This is a genomic window from Octadecabacter algicola (assembly GCF_021532625.1).
Lineage (GTDB): Bacteria > Pseudomonadota > Alphaproteobacteria > Rhodobacterales > Rhodobacteraceae > Octadecabacter > Octadecabacter algicola.
The window spans coordinates 768,567-786,458 of record NZ_JAKGAR010000003.1 but is presented as its reverse complement, the minus strand read 5'-3'; the positions used below and the strand labels follow the sequence as shown (position 1 = coordinate 786,458).

General features: G+C 54.4%; 19 protein-coding genes and 1 tRNA gene. 11 read left to right on the top strand and 9 right to left on the bottom strand.

The features are described from left to right. Window positions 1–368: 368 nt before the first annotated feature. The 4 genes from L0666_RS15090 to L0666_RS15075 all read right to left on the bottom strand — a co-directional run bounded on the left by L0666_RS15090 (window position 369) and on the right by L0666_RS15075 (window position 4,687). Window positions 369–1,472 (bottom strand): MFS transporter, encoded by a 1,104-nt coding sequence (locus L0666_RS15090; RefSeq protein ID WP_235262195.1) that lies wholly within the window; start codon window positions 1,470–1,472, stop codon window positions 369–371. A 108-nt stretch (window positions 1,473–1,580) separates the two neighbouring features. After that, window positions 1,581–2,195, bottom strand: coding sequence for a protein-methionine-sulfoxide reductase heme-binding subunit MsrQ (msrQ, locus tag L0666_RS15085; protein ID WP_235262194.1), 615 nt, complete (start codon window positions 2,193–2,195; stop codon window positions 1,581–1,583). After that, on the bottom strand, window positions 2,195–3,100 hold the full coding sequence (msrP, locus tag L0666_RS15080) for a protein-methionine-sulfoxide reductase catalytic subunit MsrP (RefSeq protein WP_235262193.1): 906 nt from the start codon (window positions 3,098–3,100) through the stop codon (window positions 2,195–2,197). The genes msrQ and msrP overlap by 1 nt, the downstream gene beginning before the upstream one ends. Before the next feature lie 108 nt (window positions 3,101–3,208). Next, window positions 3,209–4,687, bottom strand: coding sequence for an FMN-binding glutamate synthase family protein (locus L0666_RS15075; RefSeq protein WP_235262192.1), 1,479 nt, complete (start codon window positions 4,685–4,687; stop codon window positions 3,209–3,211). A gap of 238 nt (window positions 4,688–4,925) precedes the next feature. On the opposite strand from L0666_RS15075, the gene L0666_RS15070 reads away from it, so the two are divergent. The 3 genes from L0666_RS15070 (at window position 4,926) to L0666_RS15060 (ending at window position 7,015) form a co-directional block, all read left to right on the top strand. Further along, window positions 4,926–5,705 carry an SDR family NAD(P)-dependent oxidoreductase gene (locus L0666_RS15070; RefSeq protein WP_235262191.1) on the top strand — a complete coding sequence of 260 codons (780 nt, stop codon included), beginning with the start codon at window positions 4,926–4,928 and terminating at the stop codon, window positions 5,703–5,705. Window positions 5,706–5,831: 126 nt separating this feature from the next. Continuing rightward, a complete protein-coding gene (locus L0666_RS15065) occupies window positions 5,832–6,158 on the top strand; it encodes a hypothetical protein (protein ID WP_235262190.1) in 327 nt (108 codons plus the stop codon). Window positions 6,159–6,163: 5 nt separating this feature from the next. Continuing rightward, on the top strand, window positions 6,164–7,015 hold the full coding sequence (locus L0666_RS15060; RefSeq protein WP_235262189.1) for an MBL fold metallo-hydrolase: 852 nt from the start codon (window positions 6,164–6,166) through the stop codon (window positions 7,013–7,015). Window positions 7,016–7,346: 331 nt separating this feature from the next. Here L0666_RS15060 and clpB read toward each other — a convergent pair whose 3' ends face one another. Continuing rightward, window positions 7,347–9,965 (bottom strand): ATP-dependent chaperone ClpB, encoded by a 2,619-nt coding sequence (gene clpB / locus L0666_RS15055; RefSeq protein WP_235262188.1) that lies wholly within the window; start codon window positions 9,963–9,965, stop codon window positions 7,347–7,349. A 238-nt stretch (window positions 9,966–10,203) separates the two neighbouring features. Here clpB and L0666_RS15050 point away from each other — a divergent pair, with 238 nt between their 5' ends. The 5 genes from L0666_RS15050 to L0666_RS15030 all read left to right on the top strand — a co-directional run bounded on the left by L0666_RS15050 (window position 10,204) and on the right by L0666_RS15030 (window position 13,296). Beyond that, entirely contained in the window at window positions 10,204–11,349 is a 1,146-nt protein-coding gene (locus L0666_RS15050; protein ID WP_235262187.1) for a DUF3500 domain-containing protein, read from the top strand. 2 nt (window positions 11,350–11,351) lie between these two features. Continuing rightward, entirely contained in the window at window positions 11,352–11,918 is a 567-nt protein-coding gene (locus L0666_RS15045; RefSeq protein ID WP_235262186.1) for a hypothetical protein, read from the top strand. A 72-nt stretch (window positions 11,919–11,990) separates the two neighbouring features. Next, window positions 11,991–12,710 (top strand): orotidine-5'-phosphate decarboxylase, encoded by a 720-nt coding sequence (gene pyrF / locus L0666_RS15040; RefSeq protein WP_235262185.1) that lies wholly within the window; start codon window positions 11,991–11,993, stop codon window positions 12,708–12,710. Window positions 12,711–12,882: 172 nt separating this feature from the next. Continuing rightward, window positions 12,883–13,059, top strand: a complete 177-nt coding sequence (locus tag L0666_RS15035; RefSeq protein WP_235262184.1) for a hypothetical protein — start codon at window positions 12,883–12,885, stop codon at window positions 13,057–13,059. Window positions 13,060–13,083: 24 nt separating this feature from the next. Continuing rightward, on the top strand, window positions 13,084–13,296 hold the full coding sequence (locus L0666_RS15030; RefSeq protein ID WP_235262183.1) for an orotidine 5'-phosphate decarboxylase: 213 nt from the start codon (window positions 13,084–13,086) through the stop codon (window positions 13,294–13,296). A gap of 148 nt (window positions 13,297–13,444) precedes the next feature. On the opposite strand, the gene L0666_RS15025 is transcribed toward L0666_RS15030, so the two are convergent. Genes L0666_RS15025 through L0666_RS15015 form a run of 3 tightly spaced genes read right to left on the bottom strand, consistent with a single transcriptional unit; the run spans window position 13,445 to window position 15,128 of the window. Then, entirely contained in the window at window positions 13,445–13,720 is a 276-nt protein-coding gene (locus L0666_RS15025; RefSeq protein WP_235262182.1) for an NfeD family protein, read from the bottom strand. Continuing rightward, entirely contained in the window at window positions 13,720–14,613 is an 894-nt protein-coding gene (locus tag L0666_RS15020) for an SPFH domain-containing protein (RefSeq protein ID WP_235262181.1), read from the bottom strand. Before L0666_RS15020 ends, L0666_RS15025 begins: the two co-directional genes overlap by 1 nt. 59 nt (window positions 14,614–14,672) lie before the next feature. Then, window positions 14,673–15,128, bottom strand: coding sequence for an NUDIX domain-containing protein (locus L0666_RS15015; protein WP_235262180.1), 456 nt, complete (start codon window positions 15,126–15,128; stop codon window positions 14,673–14,675). Window positions 15,129–15,182: 54 nt separating this feature from the next. Here L0666_RS15015 and L0666_RS15010 point away from each other — a divergent pair, with 54 nt between their 5' ends. Beyond that, entirely contained in the window at window positions 15,183–16,436 is a 1,254-nt protein-coding gene (locus L0666_RS15010) for a DNA polymerase IV (RefSeq protein ID WP_235262179.1), read from the top strand. Here L0666_RS15010 and L0666_RS15005 read toward each other — a convergent pair whose 3' ends face one another. Beyond that, a complete protein-coding gene (locus L0666_RS15005) occupies window positions 16,437–17,321 on the bottom strand; it encodes an N-formylglutamate amidohydrolase (RefSeq protein ID WP_235262178.1) in 885 nt (294 codons plus the stop codon). Between the two features lie 153 nt (window positions 17,322–17,474). Between L0666_RS15005 and L0666_RS15000 the strand changes: the two genes are divergently transcribed. Together L0666_RS15000 and ykgO are read left to right on the top strand one after the other, a co-directional pair. After that, window positions 17,475–17,549 (top strand) — tRNA-Val (locus L0666_RS15000). A gap of 84 nt (window positions 17,550–17,633) precedes the next feature. Continuing rightward, window positions 17,634–17,759, top strand: coding sequence for a type B 50S ribosomal protein L36 (gene ykgO, locus L0666_RS14995; protein WP_005850168.1), 126 nt, complete (start codon window positions 17,634–17,636; stop codon window positions 17,757–17,759). Window positions 17,760–17,892: the final 133 nt, after the last annotated feature.

Below are 17,892 nucleotides of genomic sequence, written 5' to 3'. Positions count from 1 at the left end.
GCGCCGCTTGCTGCGTTGCTGATGAAGGGGGTTCTACGGTCAGTCACCCAAACCCGCAACCCCTTTTTTAAAGAAAATGCACATTTCTGTCATTTTCTTGTTTTTCGTTGAATTTCAAAGCCTTGGTTGTCGAAAACTACGTGCGACCCTAGGTCATTCGTAATTTTGTTACCTTCGCGCTTGGGGCGCTAACACTAGATGCTGCGTTATCCACAGACATGTGCACAAGGCAGGCTGAAACGCGCACTGAATCGGCGCGCCCTTTCGACCGTTTCCAAATTTGAATCGCGTGATTCAGTCGAATGAAGCGGATACTTAGGGGAGAAAGTGGCCGTGTTTTCGTAAATATCACTGAACTCAGTCCCGATTCACTGCCTTGAAAAGATCCGCGACAGCCAAAAAGATAGGATCAACCCCGGAATCAGGCACATAAAAGCAGCACGAAGCGAAAAAGACTCTGCCACGAAGCCAATTAAGGGCGGTCCGATCAGAATCCCGCAGATTCCAATCATCGCCATGGTCGCGATGTTCTGTGCTTCATGTGTGTTGTCCAACCCAGCCGCTGCAGAAATGCCCAATGGAAAGGCGACCGACACTCCAAGTCCGATTAAGGCGAACCCGACAAAAACGGCTGCAACACCGAATGGCAATATTAGACATGCAATTCCCGCAATCGCCAAGCTCACAGTCAGCCGTGCGATGGCCTGCGCCCCATACCTGCGTCGCAACGCATCACCGACAAATCGCCCCACGGCTAAGAACCCCGCGAAGATGGAAACCGCGATGCCTGCATCTTCGGACATCCCTCCCCAGCGTTCCGCGAGATAAACCGCAGCCCAATCCGACATCGCGCCTTCGACCATGGTCACACACAATACAAAGAGAGAGATAACGAAGAGTGCTTTTGGCATTTCTCTAAGCCGTTGGGGTTTTACGGATGCATTATCTTCTTCACCCAAGAGGCGCGGCAGGCTCAAACCGGCCCATACACCGATCAATGCCGACATTGCAGCGACAAGGAAAACACCCAAGGCTGGCCCAACGACAATCAACACAGTCGCGAGCAATGATCCCGCCATGACACCCAAGGCCCAAAAACCATGGCATCTGGACATGATGTGAAGGTCAGCGGATTTCTCTAGGCGTCCAGCGTAGGTGTTCAACGCCACCTCAAGGAACGCCACAAATGCGCCCAGTACCGCCAAGGATAGAAACAAGCTTACCACGCCGCTGGCCATAAACGGCAAAAGCACCGCCGCTGTCTGTATCGGCAACATAAAAGCAAACGTTTTACGCGGCCCGATCTTGGCAACGATCCGACTGGCTAACTGCAATGTCGGGATCAGTGCAATCGGCATTCCAAGCAAAGCTAGGGCAAGGTCGGATTTCGACAGGCCAAGCGTTTCCTTTATATAAGGGATCAGTGCCAGCCATGCACCGAAAGCCATCGGCTGAAGAAAGAAGAGTGCCATGATAAGGATCGTGGCTTTTTTAGTCGTGCGATTATCCATAGGCGGACGCTAACAGGCGCCGGTGCGAACACCAGTCAATTCGCATTTCAAGATTGAAAGACCGGCAGCCTAAACGCTTGTCGACAGCCGAGCTTTAATGTTCGGTACATAACGGGTCCCGATCAGGGCGACGACAACCGCAAGATAAACCATAGGTTCAACCTCCCACACCTTTTGCACCATTATAAAGTGCACCGCCCCAAGGACCGCGATGGGATAAACCAGCTTGTGCAACTTGCGCCACGCCGCGCCCCCCAACTTACGAACGGACAGGTTGTTAGATGTCACCGCCAACGGGATCATCGCGACGAATGCGACCATGCCGATAGTGATATAAGGACGTTTCCAAATATCGCTCCACATTTGGTCAAACCGCAGCGACATATCCAACACCACCCAAATGCCCAGATGCACCGCGACATAAACAAACGCCATGACACCGATGGCACGGCGAAACTTTAGCAGGTTCAGCTTCAGGTATTTACGCAATGGCGTAATGAGCAGGCCAAAGATAATCAGCTTTAACGACAGCTCACCTATCTCTCGCTCAAGTGCGTTGATCGGCTCAACGCCCATCCCACCCGTCGCCGCACTATAGAACAGATACGGGATCGGCAGGATCAGCAAGATATAGAGCACCCAAGCAGGAACCTTACGGGCGGCGGCGTTAATGGTGTCGATCATTAGAAATCTACGCTCAAATCCATGCCTTCATAAAGGCTGGCAACTTCGGGATAGCCGTTGAACATCAGCGTGTCTTGGCGTGATGCAAACAACCCGCCGCCAATCATACGCTCAGAGGCTTGTGACCAGCGCGGGTGGTCCACTTCTGGGTTCACATTACTGTAGAAGCCATATTCGCGTGCATTGATGTCATTCCATGTGGCCTTTGGCTGTTCGTCGGTCAAAGTGATCCGCACGATAGATTTAATCGACTTGAAGCCATACTTCCACGGCACCACCAGCCGGATCGGCGCGCCGTTCTGATTGGCCAAAGGTTCGCCATAGATTCCGGTCGCCATCAGCGTGAGCGGGTGCATGGCTTCATCCAAACGCAGCCCTTCGACATATGGGAAATCGATCACTCGGTTGCGCACACCAGGCATGACTTCCGGCATCACAGCAGTTTCAAATGCAACATGGGTCGCTCCGGACTGAACGCCCGCCTTTTCCAGCAGATCTGCCAATTCAAAACCATTCCATGGTACAACCATCGACCATGCTTCAACGCAACGGAAACGGTAGATACGTTCTTCCATGGTCATATCGGAAATCAAGTCTTGCAAAGAAAAGGTGCCCGGATTGTCGACCATACCGTCGATTGTAACTTCCCAAGGGTCTGTAACCATGTCGCCAGAATTCTTGGCGGGGTCATCTTTGCCTGTGCCGAATTCATAAAAGTTATTGTAGCTGGTGATTTCTTCCAACGTGTTCGGCTCAAGTGGGGCTTGCTGCGCCGCCGCCTGCCCTGCAAGACCGCCCGCAGCAGCAAGGCCCGTCATCCCCGCCAAAACGGCACGGCGATTAAGCCAAACGCCTTTCGGTGTGACATCAGAAGCAGTGTAAGTGTTTGTCCAGCGGTGGGCCATTGGGGCGTTCTCCGTTTCAAGTTTCACTCTCTATATAAGGAAGAGTGATCACAGGTCACTAGAAGCCGCCTCACATCTGCGCGGGGGAACTGTAACGTTTGAAGAAGGTTATGACGGATAAAGCACCGAAAGCGGTGTGCTCGTGCCGTCAGGCTGAACAATCCGCACGTGATCGCGGCGCATTTTGCGCGGTTCCGGCACACCTACAGAATGGGCAATGGTTTCGACTTCTTTGACGATTCCTTTGGCGTAGGCGGCAACGTGTTCCCATTTTTCTGCCGGCACGAGACCTTTTTGAAACCGAGGGTCGTGTGTGGTGATCCCTGTTGGGCATGTGTTCTTGTTACATTTAAGTGCTTGAATGCAGCCAAGGCTAAACATGAACCCCCGCGCAGAAGTCACAAAATCAGCGCCTGCACAAAGCGCCCAAGCAATATCACCGGGGTTAACCAGTTTGCCCGAAGCCACGACACGGATACGATCCTTGAGGCCACGCTCATTACGCAATGCGGTCACCAGAGGTAAAGCTTCGCGGATCGACACGCCCACCAAATCCATCAACGGCATCGGCGCAGCCCCTGTGCCGCCTTCGCCCCCATCAAGCGTGATGAAATCCGGAGCGGACTCAACGCCACGTGCAACGATCACATCAAAGAACTCCGCCATAGCGGCCTCTGACCCGAGAACGGTTTTGATTCCCGTCGGCAGGCCCGACACCTCGCGCACGTGGGCAATAAAATCGAGCAGGTCATCCCAGTCGTCTACTTCCGCATGGCGGTTCGGGCTGATTCCGTCTTGTCCCTTAGGTAGGCCACGAATCTCTGCGATCTCAGCACTGATCTTGGCGGCCGGAAGGATGCCACCCTTACCGGGTTTAGCCCCCTGAGCGAGCTTAATCTCAATCATTTTGACTTGTGGCGTTTCCGCCACTTTGCGCAGCTTTTCGTCGTCCAATGCGCCATCCGCATCCCGCACGCCGAACTTCGCGGTACCCATCTGAAAGACGATGTCGCAGTCACCTTCCAAGTGATAGGGTGACAGTCCGCCCTCGCCAGTGTTCATCCAGATGCCCGCAGCGGCGCAGCCTTTTGACAGCGCCTGCACTGCCGGCTTTGAGATTGCCCCATAGGACATGCCTGACAAGTTGAAGATAGACTTTGCCTCATAGGGCACGCGGGTGTTCGGCCCGATAACCAGTTTCTCGGTGCTGGCAAATTGATTGTCCAAGGGCGGAAATGCAGCATTGGTAAAGATTGGCGTACCGGGAATAGACAGATTGCGAGTCGATCCAAACGCCAAAGTGCTACTGCCCCCATCCGCTGTATGTTTCACCCAATCCCTTTGCGCGCGGTTGAACGGCAGCTCTTCGCGATCCATGGCAAAGAAGTATTGGCGGAAAAACTCGCCCAGCGCAGAGAACAGATAACGAAACCTGCCAACCACTGGATAATTGCGACGGATCGCATCCTCGGTCTGGGTGCGATCAATAATTCCGAGCACGAGAACCAATAGAATGACGGCCCCGACAATGAGGATGAAAGCCACAGCGAGACCTTCAAAAACGGACATCGAGAAACTGGAAAACATTGGAAATCGCCTATTTTTGGAAACCGTTAGAGTACAGACAATAGAATGGCTAGCAATCGGTCAACCGCTTCACGTAATTGAGAACTTTTGCTTTCCCTAGTGTTAAGGACACTCTACTCTATGGCGATAGGCTGGCCAAAAATTGTCAACAATATGGCGCAGTTGAGCCTATCGGGCTAGGATAGCTGTTTACTCCCTGTCGTTCACTTGCCACTGTGCGGTTTCACGAGGGCTAACCATGACCAAAACAGCAATTATCACAGGGGCCGCGCGCGGCATTGGGTTGGCAACGACCGACATCCTTTTGTCACAAGGCTGGCAGGTCGCGATGGTCGATCGCGACGGTGGTGCTCTCGCCGACGCTATAAATACAAGAACCAACGTACATGGCATTGATTGCGATGTGTCAGATCCCGTTGCCGTAGATGGCATGGTTACTGAAACGCTGCGCCATTTCGGACGAATTGATGCATTGATAAACAATGCAGGTGTCGCCGATTTTGGCCCGATAGAGGCAACCGATTTCAGCCGTTGGAAAACGGTCATGGAAACCAATCTGGACGGCGTGTTCCTGTGTTCGCAGGCGGCTATTCCCGCGCTCAAGAAAACCAAAGGTGCCATTGTAAATATCGCCAGTATTTCAGGCCTTCGCGCGTCAACGCTCCGCGTCGCCTATGGCACATCTAAGGCTGCGGTGATCCAACTCACACTCCAGCAAGCCGCCGAGCTTGGTGAATATGGCGTCCGAGCCAATACAGTATGCCCCGGCCCAGTGCGCACGAAGCTCGCGATGGCCGTCCACTCGCAAGACATTATCGACGCCTATCACGATGCAATTCCGCTGAACCGCTATGGGACCGAGAATGAAATCGGTGAAGTCATCGCCTTCTTGGTGTCCGACAAGGCCAGCTATATGACGGGTCAGACAATCGCCGTCGATGGCGGGTTCGAAGCGACGGGCGTCGGTCTTCCGTCGTTGAGAAAAACAACTGAAACAGCGGATGAAATGGGCGAATAAGGTGTAAGAACACCACACATTGCCAGTTTTTTGCCTTATTGTGCTTCAAAATCACCCCATTGAAGGCAGATTTATCGTTAATTGTGAGCCGTGAACCAAAATCGGTAACGCAATACTGGAGACGCAATGAATCGTCTTTTTAAGTCAAAGAAGCACGAAGCTGAGGTTGATCCCAACAAGCTATTAACCCGTTTCAAGCGTGTGCATCGGCGTGACGCGCCTCAACCCCCAAGAGACGGCGGGATCGATCCGCTTGGAAAGCTGACGCGCTCCGATCAGCAACACCAGCGCACGGCCCCAATTCCCAATCTAACCTCAGGTCCAAGCCCAGTTAGACGGTCGATGATGGATCTGCAGGCTACATTGCATGCCACAGGACCGATCTCGGTCAACGTATTGCAAAAGGCTTTGCCACTCCGTGCCGCAAAGATCGCCGGAAAGTCGCTCATTTGACAGCAATGACATCGTCAATCACCTTGATGGGTGTAAAAGGCGGACCCGCTATTCGGCCCGGATCAAACATGCCGACATCCAATCTGTTACGCATGGGCGGGCAGACCATCCTGATCGATGCAGGGCTTGGTTGCACCCGCGGGATTTGTGATGCTGGCGTGCCACTGACGGGGATAGATTGCATCGTTATCACCCACCTACACTCGGATCACTACCTCGAGCTTGGGCCTTTCTTTCACACCGCGTGGACAGCTGGGTTGAACCGCCCCATTCGCGTTATCGGCCCTGAGGGTTTGCAGGCCTATTGGGACGGTTTTTTGTCTTCGATGGCTTTCGACATCAAACTTCGCCAAGACGATGAGGGCCGCTGCCCTCTCGCACCACTGGCCGAGATCGAAGTGATCACGGATGGTCCAACCGCAATTGGCGACGTATCCCTGCAAGCGATGCGCAACCTCCACCCGCCCATCCATGACACCTACGCCCTGCGATTTGATTGTGCTGGAAAACGCATTGTTGTGTCAGGTGACACAGCCTTTATGCCCGAAATGATCGATTTTGCCGAAAGTGCCGACATCCTTGTGCACGAAGCAATGTTGATCGAAGGGGTCGAAGCCCTCGTGGCGCGAATGACAAATGGCGACGACCGTCTTCGCACCCATATTCTACGCAGCCACACCAGCGCCGAAGACGTAGGCCGCATCGCGCAAGACGCGGGCGTCAAACAACTCGCGCTAACCCATATGGTTCCGGACGGAGATCCTGATTTTACCGAAGCCCATTGGGTCGCGGAAATTCGGAAACATTTCAACGGGCGGTTTCAGATCGGCACCGATGGCGTTACCCTGACGACTTAATACCCGTTCATAATATTTTGGATGTATGGAAGCACACTCGCCGCCAATATGCCCACAGCTGCGCCCACACCGAGCCGGACTGAAAAGCCCGGAAATTTAGGCGCAACGACGCTCAAGCAACCGCAAACAACTGCATAGAAAATAAGTGTGGTTCCATCCATCCTTTGACCCTAGCACAGCATTTCGGAACTACAAAACGCGCGGCCTGCGCCGCCTGCACACTCGTGGGATATGCTCGCATCGGTGGCCGCCAGCCTTACCACTTGCCTAAAAAGTAAAAAGCCCCCCAGCAAAGCTGAGGGACTTTTTTGTCGTGTTGAAATGCCAGTGCTTAGTGAACCACAGCATCATCTGGTTTTGGACGGTTGGATTCACTAACGCGGTCGCCAACCAAAAGCCCGTCAGCTCCTGCGGAAACCGAAACAGTGCTACCGTCTTTCACATCACCCGCCAGCAGCATTTCTGCCAATGGATCCTGCAAGGCACGTTGGATCACCCTCTTTAAAGGCCGCGCCCCGAACACAGGGTCATAGCCTTCGTCGGCCAACCATTTGCGCGCCCCTTCATCAAGATCGAGCGTGATCTTGCGAGCGGCCAAACGCTTGAGCAGACGTGCCATCTGGATGTCGACGATCCCGTCCATGTCATCCCGTGCGAGACGGTCAAAGATGACGGTTTCGTCCAGACGGTTGAGGAACTCGGGCCTAAAGTGTGCCCGCACCGCATTCATCACATCGCGCTTGGCGTCGCTCGCGTCCGATCCTTCTGGCAACTGGCTGAGCGCTTGCGACCCAAGGTTGGACGTCAGGATGATCAGCGTTTGCTTGAAGTCCACAGTGCGACCCTGACCATCGGTCAGAACACCGTCATCGAGAACCTGCAACAGAACGTTAAACACATCGGGGTGGGCTTTTTCGACTTCGTCAAACAGGATCACCTGATAGGGGCGTCTGCGAACCGCTTCGGTCAACACACCGCCTTCTTCATACCCAACGTATCCCGGAGGCGCACCAATCAGACGTGCCACGGCGTGCTTCTCCATGAACTCAGACATATCGATCCGAACCATGGCGTTGTCATCGTCGAACAGGAACTCGGCCACCGCTTTGGTCAGCTCGGTCTTACCGACACCGGTTGGCCCAAGGAACAAGAACGACCCAAGGGGGCGGTTCTCGTCATTCAATCCAGCACGCGCGCGGCGCACGGCATTCGCCACGGCTTTCACAGCAGAGTTCTGCCCGATAACGCGTTTATGCAGCCCATCTTCCATGCGCAGCAGTTTTTCGCGTTCGCCTTCCAGCATCTTAGCGACAGGTACCCCTGTCCAACGCTCGACCACGCTCGCGATTTGCTCGGGACGTACGGCTTCTTCGACGAGAGGCCCTTCATCGCTTTGCTCCTCGGCTTCGCCAAGTTGCTTTTCGAGGTCAGGAATCACGCCATAAGACAGCTCACCCGCTTTTTGCAGATTGCCTTCGCGTTTTGCGATGTCCAATTCAGCGCGAGCACGATCCAGCTGTTCTTTCAGCCCACGCGCCCCTTCGAGCTTATCGCGTTCTGCCTGCCATTTCGCCGTCATGCTTGCCGATTTTTCCTGCAAGTTCGACAACTCACCCTCAAGAGTTTCAAGGCGATCTTTCGACGCTTGATCATCCTCAAGACGCAGAGCTTCGGCTTCGATTTGAAGCTGCATGATCTGACGATCAAGCGCATCAAGCTCTTCCGGTTTAGAGTCGACTTCCATCCGCAAACGGCTGGCCGCCTCGTCTACAAGGTCAATTGCTTTATCGGGCAAGAAACGGTCGGTGATATAACGATGCGACAGGGTCGCGGCGCTCACCAAGGCGCTGTCAGAAATCCGCACACCGTGGTGAAGTTCGTATTTCTCCTTGATACCCCGCAGAATGGAAACCGTGTCTTCGACGGTCGGTTCTTGCACCACAAGCGGCTGGAAACGACGGGCAAGGGCCGCGTCCTTTTCAACGTATTTGCGATACTCGTCCAACGTTGTCGCACCGATACAGTGCAATTCACCGCGCGCCAGAGCGGGTTTAATCAGGTTGGCGGCATCCATCGCGCCGTCGCCTTTGCCCGCGCCCACAAGCGTGTGCATTTCGTCGATAAACAGGATCACTTCGCCAGCGGCTTCGGTAACTTCGTTGAGAACGGCCTTGAGGCGTTCTTCAAATTCGCCGCGATATTTTGCACCAGCAATCAATGCGCCCATGTCTAGCGACAAAAGCGATTTATTGCGCAGGGATTCTGGCACATCGCCGTCTACGATCCTCAATGCCAACCCCTCGGCAATCGCCGTTTTACCAACGCCAGGCTCCCCGATCAGAACAGGGTTGTTCTTTGTACGACGTGACAAAACCTGCATAGCGCGACGAATTTCTTCGTCACGACCGATGATCGGGTCAATCTTGCCTTCGCGCGCACGTGCGGTCAGGTCGAGCGCATATTTCTTTAGTGCATCATAGCCTTCTTCGGCATTCGCCGTATCAGCGGTGCGGCCCTTGCGAATGTCATTAATCGCAGCGTTCAGCCCTTGGGCTGTGACCTTACCGGCATCAAGCGCGTCTTTGGCTTTCGATTTCACCATCGCAAGCGCCATCAAAATACGTTCGACCGGCACAAAGCTATCGCCGGCCTTGCTGGCCAACTTTTCTGCTTCGGCAAGAATCTTACCGGTCGTGCCATCCATATAGGTCTGCGCAGCGTCACCGGACACTTGCGGCAGTTTGGCCATAGCGATGTCGACGTTTTGAAGAACAAGTGCTGCGTCACCGCCGGATGCATTGATCAGGTTCGCAGCGAGCCCCTGATCGTCATCCAGCAAAGCTTTGAGTAGGTGTTCAGGCGCGAGCCGCTGATGGCTTTCGCGCATTGCAATGGTCTGTGCGGCCTGAATAAAACCGCGTGACCGTTCAGTGAATTTTTCAAGATTCATGTGGTCTCTCCTTCTAAAGCGCCCCGTTTAAATTGCTGCCCGCTATGCGGCACAGACTGAGTGGGGCCTTGTTCTAAATGTGGTGTTCGTGCCCGCCCAATTCAAGGGTGCCGCGCTGTGTTCTCGTGCCCCAACGCCGCCGATTAGGGTGCCGCGATAATCCTATATTTGATTGTGGTTACCGTAGTGCAATAATGGCCAAGAACGATTCCTTGGCCCATTACACCGGAGAACGGACATGTCCCTGTCAGTTAAGCCTCTCGCGAGCGCAATCGCGCTTTGTGCATCTGTTACAACAGCCATCTCACAACCTGCTGGTGGACCCCCGGGCGAAGGCGGACCAGAGGCCGATCCACGTCAAGGCGACACGAGCACCTTGATGAGTACCGTTCAAATTCCCGACGTGGTCGCAGAATGTGATGCCGTAGAAGATTACGCTCGTTTGCTCTGCTTGACGGATGTTCTCATCGCATCAATCGACGATGAAGAACTGCTTGAAAACCTGCAGTATGATTACTCCGTCGAAGAAGCCCAAAACTGGAGCAACCTTCCGGCAGGCGCATTCCCCGACCGACCCGGCGTGTTTTTAGGTGAATTCAGCCTCGAGCAACGCGGAATCGTCAAGGCGATCATGATGCAAGCCACCAGCGGAACCGACAATGAAGGCTTTGACGAAATGGTGCAGACCTTGAATGCCGATGACTACATCGGAACGATCAGCACCGACTACAAAGCAGGTTACTCCTCGTTTAACACTAAGTTTGCATTTCTCGGCACACCCGCCGAAACAGGCACTTGGCAACTTTATTATGGTGGTCACCACTTGGCGTTCACCAACACCTACACTGATGGCGCCTTGGCGGGTGCAACCCCGTCATTCCGAGGTGTTGAACCCTTTCCTCGTTTTTACATGAATGGGCGTGAAAACATTCCGTTGATGCAAGAACGCGAAGCGTTTGCCGCCTTGCTGCGTTCGCTTGATGACGACCAGAAAGCGGCGGCTTTGTTGGAAGGCACCTACCACGACATCCTTGCTGGGCCGCAAACGGATGATGGCATTCTGGACGTACAAGAAGGGCTGGCCGTCACCGAACTGAGCAGTGAACAAGTTGCTTTGCTACTTGCCGCGATTGAAACCTATGTGGGCGATCTCAACGCGGTAGACGCCGCAACCTTTATGGAGAAGTACGCCGCAGAACTGGACGAAACTGTTCTTGGCTATTCTGGAACAACCGAGGTCAACACGACCGACGACTACGTGCGTATCCACGGGCCCTCGCTCTGGTTAGAGTTCTCATTGCAGACAATCAAATCGACAGGCGAAGTAGGCGACCACCCGCATTCTGTCTGGCGCGACATTACCAGTGATTACGGCGGAAACTAAAAGTGACTTTCGCAAAAACGGGGCGAGCCTTTGGGCTCGCTCTTCTTGTGGCCGTCGTCACCTTCGCGAAAGCCAGTGCCCACGCCCTACCCGGAAGCGTCCTGACATTATCTAAAGTTGAGGAACGCCTCGATCTTACGATCACGCTTCCGGTCGATGACCTTGCAATCGCAGCTCCGGCCTTGGCTGTTTTACAAACCCACCCGCTTGATACTCCTTTCGCGGAGCCGCACCTTGCGCTGTTGCAGGGTTACCTTGACGCTCACCTTGCCGTTCGTACGGACGAGACTGCACATCGGATTTCACTTCAGTCCGCTGTCTTGCAGCAAACCTACGACGAGCATCTTGGCTCTTTTCTTATTCTGAAGATGTCCCTAGCCATCGAAGGCAACAGTAATTCGGGGGGCCTGTATCTGACCTATGACGCCGTCATGCATGAAATTCGCAATCATCGCGCTATGGTCGTCTGGTCCAGCCCGACCATGCCTGCGCAACTCCTTGCCGAATTTGGATATCGCCCAAAGGACGGCGTGCAACGCCCCGTCCTGATTGACCTCCCCGATGACTGATGAAAGGCATCGCCGCTTGCCCCTTTCCGCGCGGTTTCGTAAGACCACCCCAACAGCACAGGAGCTCTCCCCATGACCACGTCTGACCAGTTGATCGTAGCACTAGATGTTCCTGATGCCCTGCAAGGCTTGGCGTTGGCTCAAAAACTGGGTGACGATGTGTCTTTCTACAAGATCGGGTTGGGCATGTTGACCGGCGGCGGTTTAGCCTTGGCCAATGAATTGTCTGACGAACACGGCAAACGCATCTTTCTTGATATGAAACTGTTCGACATCGGCGCGACCGTCGAAAGCGCTGTGCGTGGTCTGTCTCGCTTTGGCCATGACTTCCTTACAGTGCACGGTGACCCGCATGTCGTCCGCGCTGCCGCCGAAGGCAAAGGTGGCACGGATATGAAAATCCTCGCCGTAACGATCCTGACTTCGTTGGACCGCGCTGACTTGGATGCGTCCTGTATCAAGGCCGGCGATATTACTGATCTTGTGCAAGAACGCGCGGGCACAGCGCTGTCCAACGGCGCAGATGGCGTGATCGCTTCACCAAAAGAGGCCGCTCTCATTCGTGCGCTCCCAGAGGCCGAAGGTAAACTGATCGTAACACCCGGAGTGCGCCCAGCAGGCGCTGATTTGGGTGACCAGAAGCGGGTCACGACTCCTGCTCAAGCCATCGCAAATGGTGCAGATCACGTGGTTGTCGGCCGCCCGATCTGGCAAAACCCAGACCCAAAGGCCGCGGCACAGGCTGTATTGGCAGAACTACGCTCTGCACGGACGGACACCCCAAGCAGCTGAATTTCAAGGGAATATCCCTTTAGCGCTGTACTTTATGACATTGAATCACAGGATCGGGTGAAAACGTGAGTTTTCTTCCCCCTTCATAAATCCAAAGTTATCCCCAGATGTTGTGTAGACGAAAGACACCTGCACCAGATCAGTGATTGATCTACTCGAAAGGGGAAATACGATGATTGTACTGAATGATATCCGCTACACTGGCAAAGCCTTTCGGGGCGCTGTTGTTTTACCAACGCATGACGGACCTCTGAAGTTTGATTGCCACGTTGAGGGTCCGATGAATCTCGACCCAACTCAGGTGAAGCGCGCCTTATTGGGCCACGCTGTTCGTCAACGCACACGCTAATCCAGACAACAGGAGTTCAATCCAATGTCTAATATCTCACTTGGAAACATCCGCTACAATCCTACGACGGGCGCCTATGAGGCCCGAGTAGATATCGATCGCAAAGGCCGCACATATCGCTACCCGTGTTCCGTAACAGGTGCACTGACCATGGACGAAGCCACTGTGCGCCAAAGCTTGAGCCGGCAAGCCCTTAAGATGGCAGGTCGCGAAGGTGGTTTGCACGCGGTTCTCTAGATTTTCGAAACGTCTGTCACTGCCTCTGTCCGAACTGTCCCTCGGACACGAATTCCTCGTGATCAGATAAACTGGCCCCGCCTTTTGAGCGGGGCCTTTTTTTGTCCGTGAAACGGTCTGTCGAGGACATCACTACGCCAAAGGCGCGTTAGTCATTGATATCACGGTCCCAGATTTTAACCTGCCCGCGACGGATACCGAACATCTGGCGCATGATGACATAGGCAAGAAGTGACAGCACGGCAAAGACCACCAGCGACCACGCGAGCGAAAGCCCCGTGAAAAGACCCAGCCAGATAACCGCCCCAAGGAAAAAGGCGCCGACTGCAAAGCCGAAGAAGATCCAACCCGGGATCAGGACCTCGGCGATGGCAAGCACAAGTGCGGCCACCATCCAGATCCACCATTCATTATGCCAACCCATCAGCTGCGTCCTTTCAACATGTTGAACGCGTCGCCGAAGCTTTCGATCAAGCTCGCGGGGAGGACAACCGTGTTCGAACCCGCCGAAGAGCTCATCGCGTTGACAGCCTCAACCTGTTTCAGCGCAACTTGATACTGCGCCGCCTCTAGTCCGTTCTCGGCAATCGCAACCGCAACAACCTGCGTTGCATAGGCTTCGGCGTCTGCAGACACACGGCGCGCTTTGGCGGCTTGTTCCGCCGCATAAAGCTCAGCGTCGGCCTGAAGCTCAACAGCTCGCTTCATACCTTCGGCTTCCGTCACCTGCGCGCGGCGGGCGCGTTCGGCGTTCAACTGTTGCAGCATAGCAGCACGGGTTGCGGCGTCCAAATTCACGTCCAGAATTTCAGCGCGGGTTACTTCGATACCCCAGTCATCTACCTGTGCGGCCAACTGATCCTGAATAGCAAGGATCAAGCCTGTGCGGTTCGCCTGCACTTGGTCCAATTCCATCTTACCGATCTCGGAACGAACGATACCTGCGACAGTTGTCGAAATCGCGCCGTCCACGTCACGGATACGATAAACTGTCTTTTCAGGTTCAGTGATACGGTAGAACACGGATGTTTCGACCTGCACCAACACGTTGTCCGATGTAATCGCGTCTTGGCCCATTACGGGTAACTGACGTTCAAGGATCGAGATTTTATGCGCAACGCGGTCCAAGAAAGGCACGATAAAGTTAATGCCCGGCCCAAGCACCGAGCGCAGACGGCCAAACCGTTCAACTACAAATTTTTCGGATTGCGGGACGATGCGAACACCAACCAGAATGCAGATGATAATGAATGCAGCAAGCAGGATCAGGACGATATTGCCGCCAATCAAATCTGTAATAATGTTTTCGATGTCCATGAAATGTCCTTACTAAGTCTTCTGCCCTCAATTGGGGGCATAACAATGCGTATGACACTCTAGATAGGGGCGACACCCGTTTCGCGCAACATTTGCCGTAGACGCGAATGCAGGGCGGGCACCAGATTCGGCATATTCATCACATGGTGCATAGGACGGAGCGCATAACGCTGACCTTCGTCTCCAAACCGAATGTCATTGGCTGCGCTGGCTGGCAAATGAACCGCAAAAAACCATGCGTTATTTGTCGGCACCACCATCGACGGAACCGCCTTGCCCCACGTTATTGCAACCTCGGGCAATATCAGCCCGAATTCCTCAAACACCTCTCGTTTCAAACAGGCTTCGGGCGTTTCTCCGCCTTCGCGCCCGCCCCCAGGAAAATCCCAATACCCGGGCCAGATCACACCGCGATCCCGTTGGTAGATCAATAGGTCAGCACCGATGAAAATCGCCGCTTTCGCTCCGTGAAACCTGCCGTCCGTCATCTGCTCGCGCCCCTTTATCTTGATCATCGCGTCTGACCTAGCACGCTTGCCACAACTGGTACTGCTCTTTATTCACGGATCATGCCTGCCCTATGCCGCGCCTGTTTACATACCTTTGATGCCGGAACCCGTTGTCCGGCATGCCGGTCGCCGCGTGTCACAAGCCACGCTGAATTGTTCGACCTGACGATAGCGCATATGGATTGCGATGCCTTCTACGCCAGCGTCGAAAAACGCGACAACCCAGAACTGGAAGGCAAACCCATCATCATCGGCGGCGGACATCGCGGCGTCGTTTCCACCTGCTGCTACATCGCGCGCATCAAAGGCGTACGATCAGCGATGCCAATGTTTCAGGCGCTCAAACTCTGTCCAGAAGCCGTTGTCGTGCGCGGCCGCATGGACGAATACGTCAAGGTGTCACGGCAGGTCCGCGCGCTAATGGATGAGCTTACGCCCACGGTTGAACCTCTATCCTTGGACGAAGCCTTTATGGACCTTTCGGGCACAGCAAAGCTCCACGGTGCGCCGCCAGCCGTGATGCTGGCACGGCTTACCAAACGCATGGCGGATGAAATCGGGATCACGGGGTCCATTGGCCTTAGTCACAACAAATTCCTCGCAAAGGTTGCATCGGACCTTGATAAACCGCGCGGTTTTTCTGTGATCGGCGCAGCCGAAACTACCGATTTTCTACGACCAAAGCCCGTAAAACTGATCTGGGGTATCGGCCCCGTGGCCCAACAATCTTTGGACGCCGCGGGCATCCGCACTTTTGATGACCTGCTTCGATGGGACCGTCGTGATCTGCATGATCGTTTTGGCGGCATGGGGGATCGGCTCTATTCCCTTGCGCGGGGCGAAGATGCCCGCCGCATCAGCGCTCACACCCCTGTCAAAGGGCTCAGTAACGAGACAACGTTTTACGAAGACACCAGCGACGTTGATATTCTTGACGGGCACATCTGGCGTTTGGCCGAAAAGGTATCTGACCGCGCCAAGGCCAAAGACAAAGCTGGCCGAGTAGTGACGTTGAAATTGAAAAAATCCGATCACAAATTGCTCAGCAAACGGATTAGCCTGCACCAACCGACACAACTCGCCGACACAATTTACCGCACCGCACGCATATTGTTTGACCAAGTGGGCGATCAAGGCCCCTACCGACTGTTAGGCGTCGGAATTTCCGAACTGGTCGCCGCCGACGACGCTGACCGCGAAGGCGATCTTCTAGATCCGAACGCAGGTAAGCGCGCAGAGGCAGAACGTGCAGCAGATGCGATTCGTGAGAAGTTTGGCAAGGATGCGATTCTAAAGGGACGCGCGTTGCGGTGATTATTCCGCAGCGAGCCTCTTAGCCGCAGGGCGGCCGATATCTGCTAACTCAGAGATAACGCCAGCCAGAATCCCTTTGACTGCTTCGTAGTCGGCGCTCGGCTTGATCGCGGCTTCGTCCATATAAAGAGATCGGTTAATTTCGACCTGAACTGCGTGGTGCCTACGCGAGGGGCGGCCGTAATGCTGACAAATATAAGCCCCTGCGAACGGCATGTTACGCGCCACCTTAAAGCCAGCTGACGCAAAGGCTGCTTCGATATGTTCAACCACCGATGATGCGGCAGCTGCCCCGAACCGATCCCCAAGCACCACATCAGGACGTGCCCCTCCTGACGGGCACACACTTTCAAGCGCTTCGTGAGGCATGGAGTGGCAATCAACCAGAATCGCCTCACCAAAGGTGTTGTGTGCTTCGTCCATCAAGGTTTGCAGCATGTCATGATAGGGCCGCCAAACTGTCGCGATCCGGTTATGCGCCTCAATCAACGGTAGCTTGCCGTTGTAAATCGCGCGCCCGTTGGACACGACCCGGGGAATCACACCCAGCCCGCTGGAAATACGTGGGTTGTGTGACGATCTTCGCACACCTTCGATCACAGCAGGGTCCAGCTCATCAGGCGCACGGTTCAGATCGAGGTAGGCGCGCGGGGACTGTGACAACAAGAAAGGTGCACCGTGATCCACGGCCCCAGCAAACAAATCATCAACAAAAGCGTCCTCGGAGGACCTGATTTCAAGCTTATTCAGCACCGTTCGGCGCATAAATGACTCCGGATACTTACGTCCAGAATGGGGTGACGCGAACACAACCGACGTTGACCGCGCCTTGGGGCGGTGCAACAGGTAGGACAAATCATGCGATGTTGGCGCCCGTGAGGCCATAAACGTCACCCTTTCGCGTTTCAGTGTAACGCATTTTGCTCAATTACCAAAAGCCCTTGATCCCTATGCCGACTCTTTATATAGACCGCCCAACCGACGCGCGCTCAGCGCGTCCTATTCGTTTATAGGGCGTGTCGAATGTGTTAAGGAAAAGGATGATTAGCTCAGCGGTAGAGCACTTCGTTGACATCGAAGGGGTCACTGGTTCAATCCCAGTATCGTCCACCACGAATTTAAGCCGCGCTGCATTTGACCAGCGCACAAACGAAACAAAGGCGCCTTTCACCGCGCCGCGAGACAAAGGATAGAACCATGAAAGTTCGCAACTCCCTCCGGTCGCTGAAAAACCGCCACCGCGATTGCCGCGTTGTGCGTCGTAAAGGCCGCGTTTACGTGATCAACAAGACTCAGCGTCGTTTCAAAGCACGCCAAGGTTAAGACTGACCACATCGTTTTAGAAAGCCGCGCCCGAGCAATCGGGGGCGGCTTTTTACTTTGGAACCCGCCAGTACCGCCCTGCATTGAGTTTCCCGCCCAACCTCGCCACCATAGACAGCAGGAAGGCGGGATT

What these genes read in the sequence shown, in the direction of transcription:
- L0666_RS15090 (WP_235262195.1), bottom strand. Translation starts at nt 1,472, where the DNA reads ATGGCACTCTTCTTTCTTCAGCCGATGGCTTTCGGTGCATGGCTGGCA.
- msrQ (WP_235262194.1), bottom strand. Translation starts at nt 2,195, where the DNA reads ATGATCGACACCATTAACGCCGCCGCCCGTAAGGTTCCTGCTTGGGTG.
- msrP (WP_235262193.1), bottom strand. Translation starts at nt 3,100, where the DNA reads ATGGCCCACCGCTGGACAAACACTTACACTGCTTCTGATGTCACACCG.
- L0666_RS15075 (WP_235262192.1), bottom strand. Translation starts at nt 4,687, where the DNA reads ATGTTTTCCAGTTTCTCGATGTCCGTTTTTGAAGGTCTCGCTGTGGCT.
- L0666_RS15070 (WP_235262191.1), top strand. Translation starts at nt 4,926, where the DNA reads ATGACCAAAACAGCAATTATCACAGGGGCCGCGCGCGGCATTGGGTTG.
- L0666_RS15065 (WP_235262190.1), top strand. Translation starts at nt 5,832, where the DNA reads ATGAATCGTCTTTTTAAGTCAAAGAAGCACGAAGCTGAGGTTGATCCC.
- L0666_RS15060 (WP_235262189.1), top strand. Translation starts at nt 6,164, where the DNA reads ATGACATCGTCAATCACCTTGATGGGTGTAAAAGGCGGACCCGCTATT.
- clpB (WP_235262188.1), bottom strand. Translation starts at nt 9,965, where the DNA reads ATGAATCTTGAAAAATTCACTGAACGGTCACGCGGTTTTATTCAGGCC.
- L0666_RS15050 (WP_235262187.1), top strand. Translation starts at nt 10,204, where the DNA reads ATGTCCCTGTCAGTTAAGCCTCTCGCGAGCGCAATCGCGCTTTGTGCA.
- pyrF (WP_235262185.1), top strand. Translation starts at nt 11,991, where the DNA reads ATGACCACGTCTGACCAGTTGATCGTAGCACTAGATGTTCCTGATGCC.
- L0666_RS15035 (WP_235262184.1), top strand. Translation starts at nt 12,883, where the DNA reads ATGATTGTACTGAATGATATCCGCTACACTGGCAAAGCCTTTCGGGGC.
- L0666_RS15030 (WP_235262183.1), top strand. Translation starts at nt 13,084, where the DNA reads ATGTCTAATATCTCACTTGGAAACATCCGCTACAATCCTACGACGGGC.
- L0666_RS15025 (WP_235262182.1), bottom strand. Translation starts at nt 13,720, where the DNA reads ATGGGTTGGCATAATGAATGGTGGATCTGGATGGTGGCCGCACTTGTG.
- L0666_RS15020 (WP_235262181.1), bottom strand. Translation starts at nt 14,613, where the DNA reads ATGGACATCGAAAACATTATTACAGATTTGATTGGCGGCAATATCGTC.
- L0666_RS15015 (WP_235262180.1), bottom strand. Translation starts at nt 15,128, where the DNA reads ATGATCAAGATAAAGGGGCGCGAGCAGATGACGGACGGCAGGTTTCAC.
- L0666_RS15010 (WP_235262179.1), top strand. Translation starts at nt 15,183, where the DNA reads ATGCCTGCCCTATGCCGCGCCTGTTTACATACCTTTGATGCCGGAACC.
- L0666_RS15005 (WP_235262178.1), bottom strand. Translation starts at nt 17,321, where the DNA reads ATGGCCTCACGGGCGCCAACATCGCATGATTTGTCCTACCTGTTGCAC.
- ykgO (WP_005850168.1), top strand. Translation starts at nt 17,634, where the DNA reads ATGAAAGTTCGCAACTCCCTCCGGTCGCTGAAAAACCGCCACCGCGAT.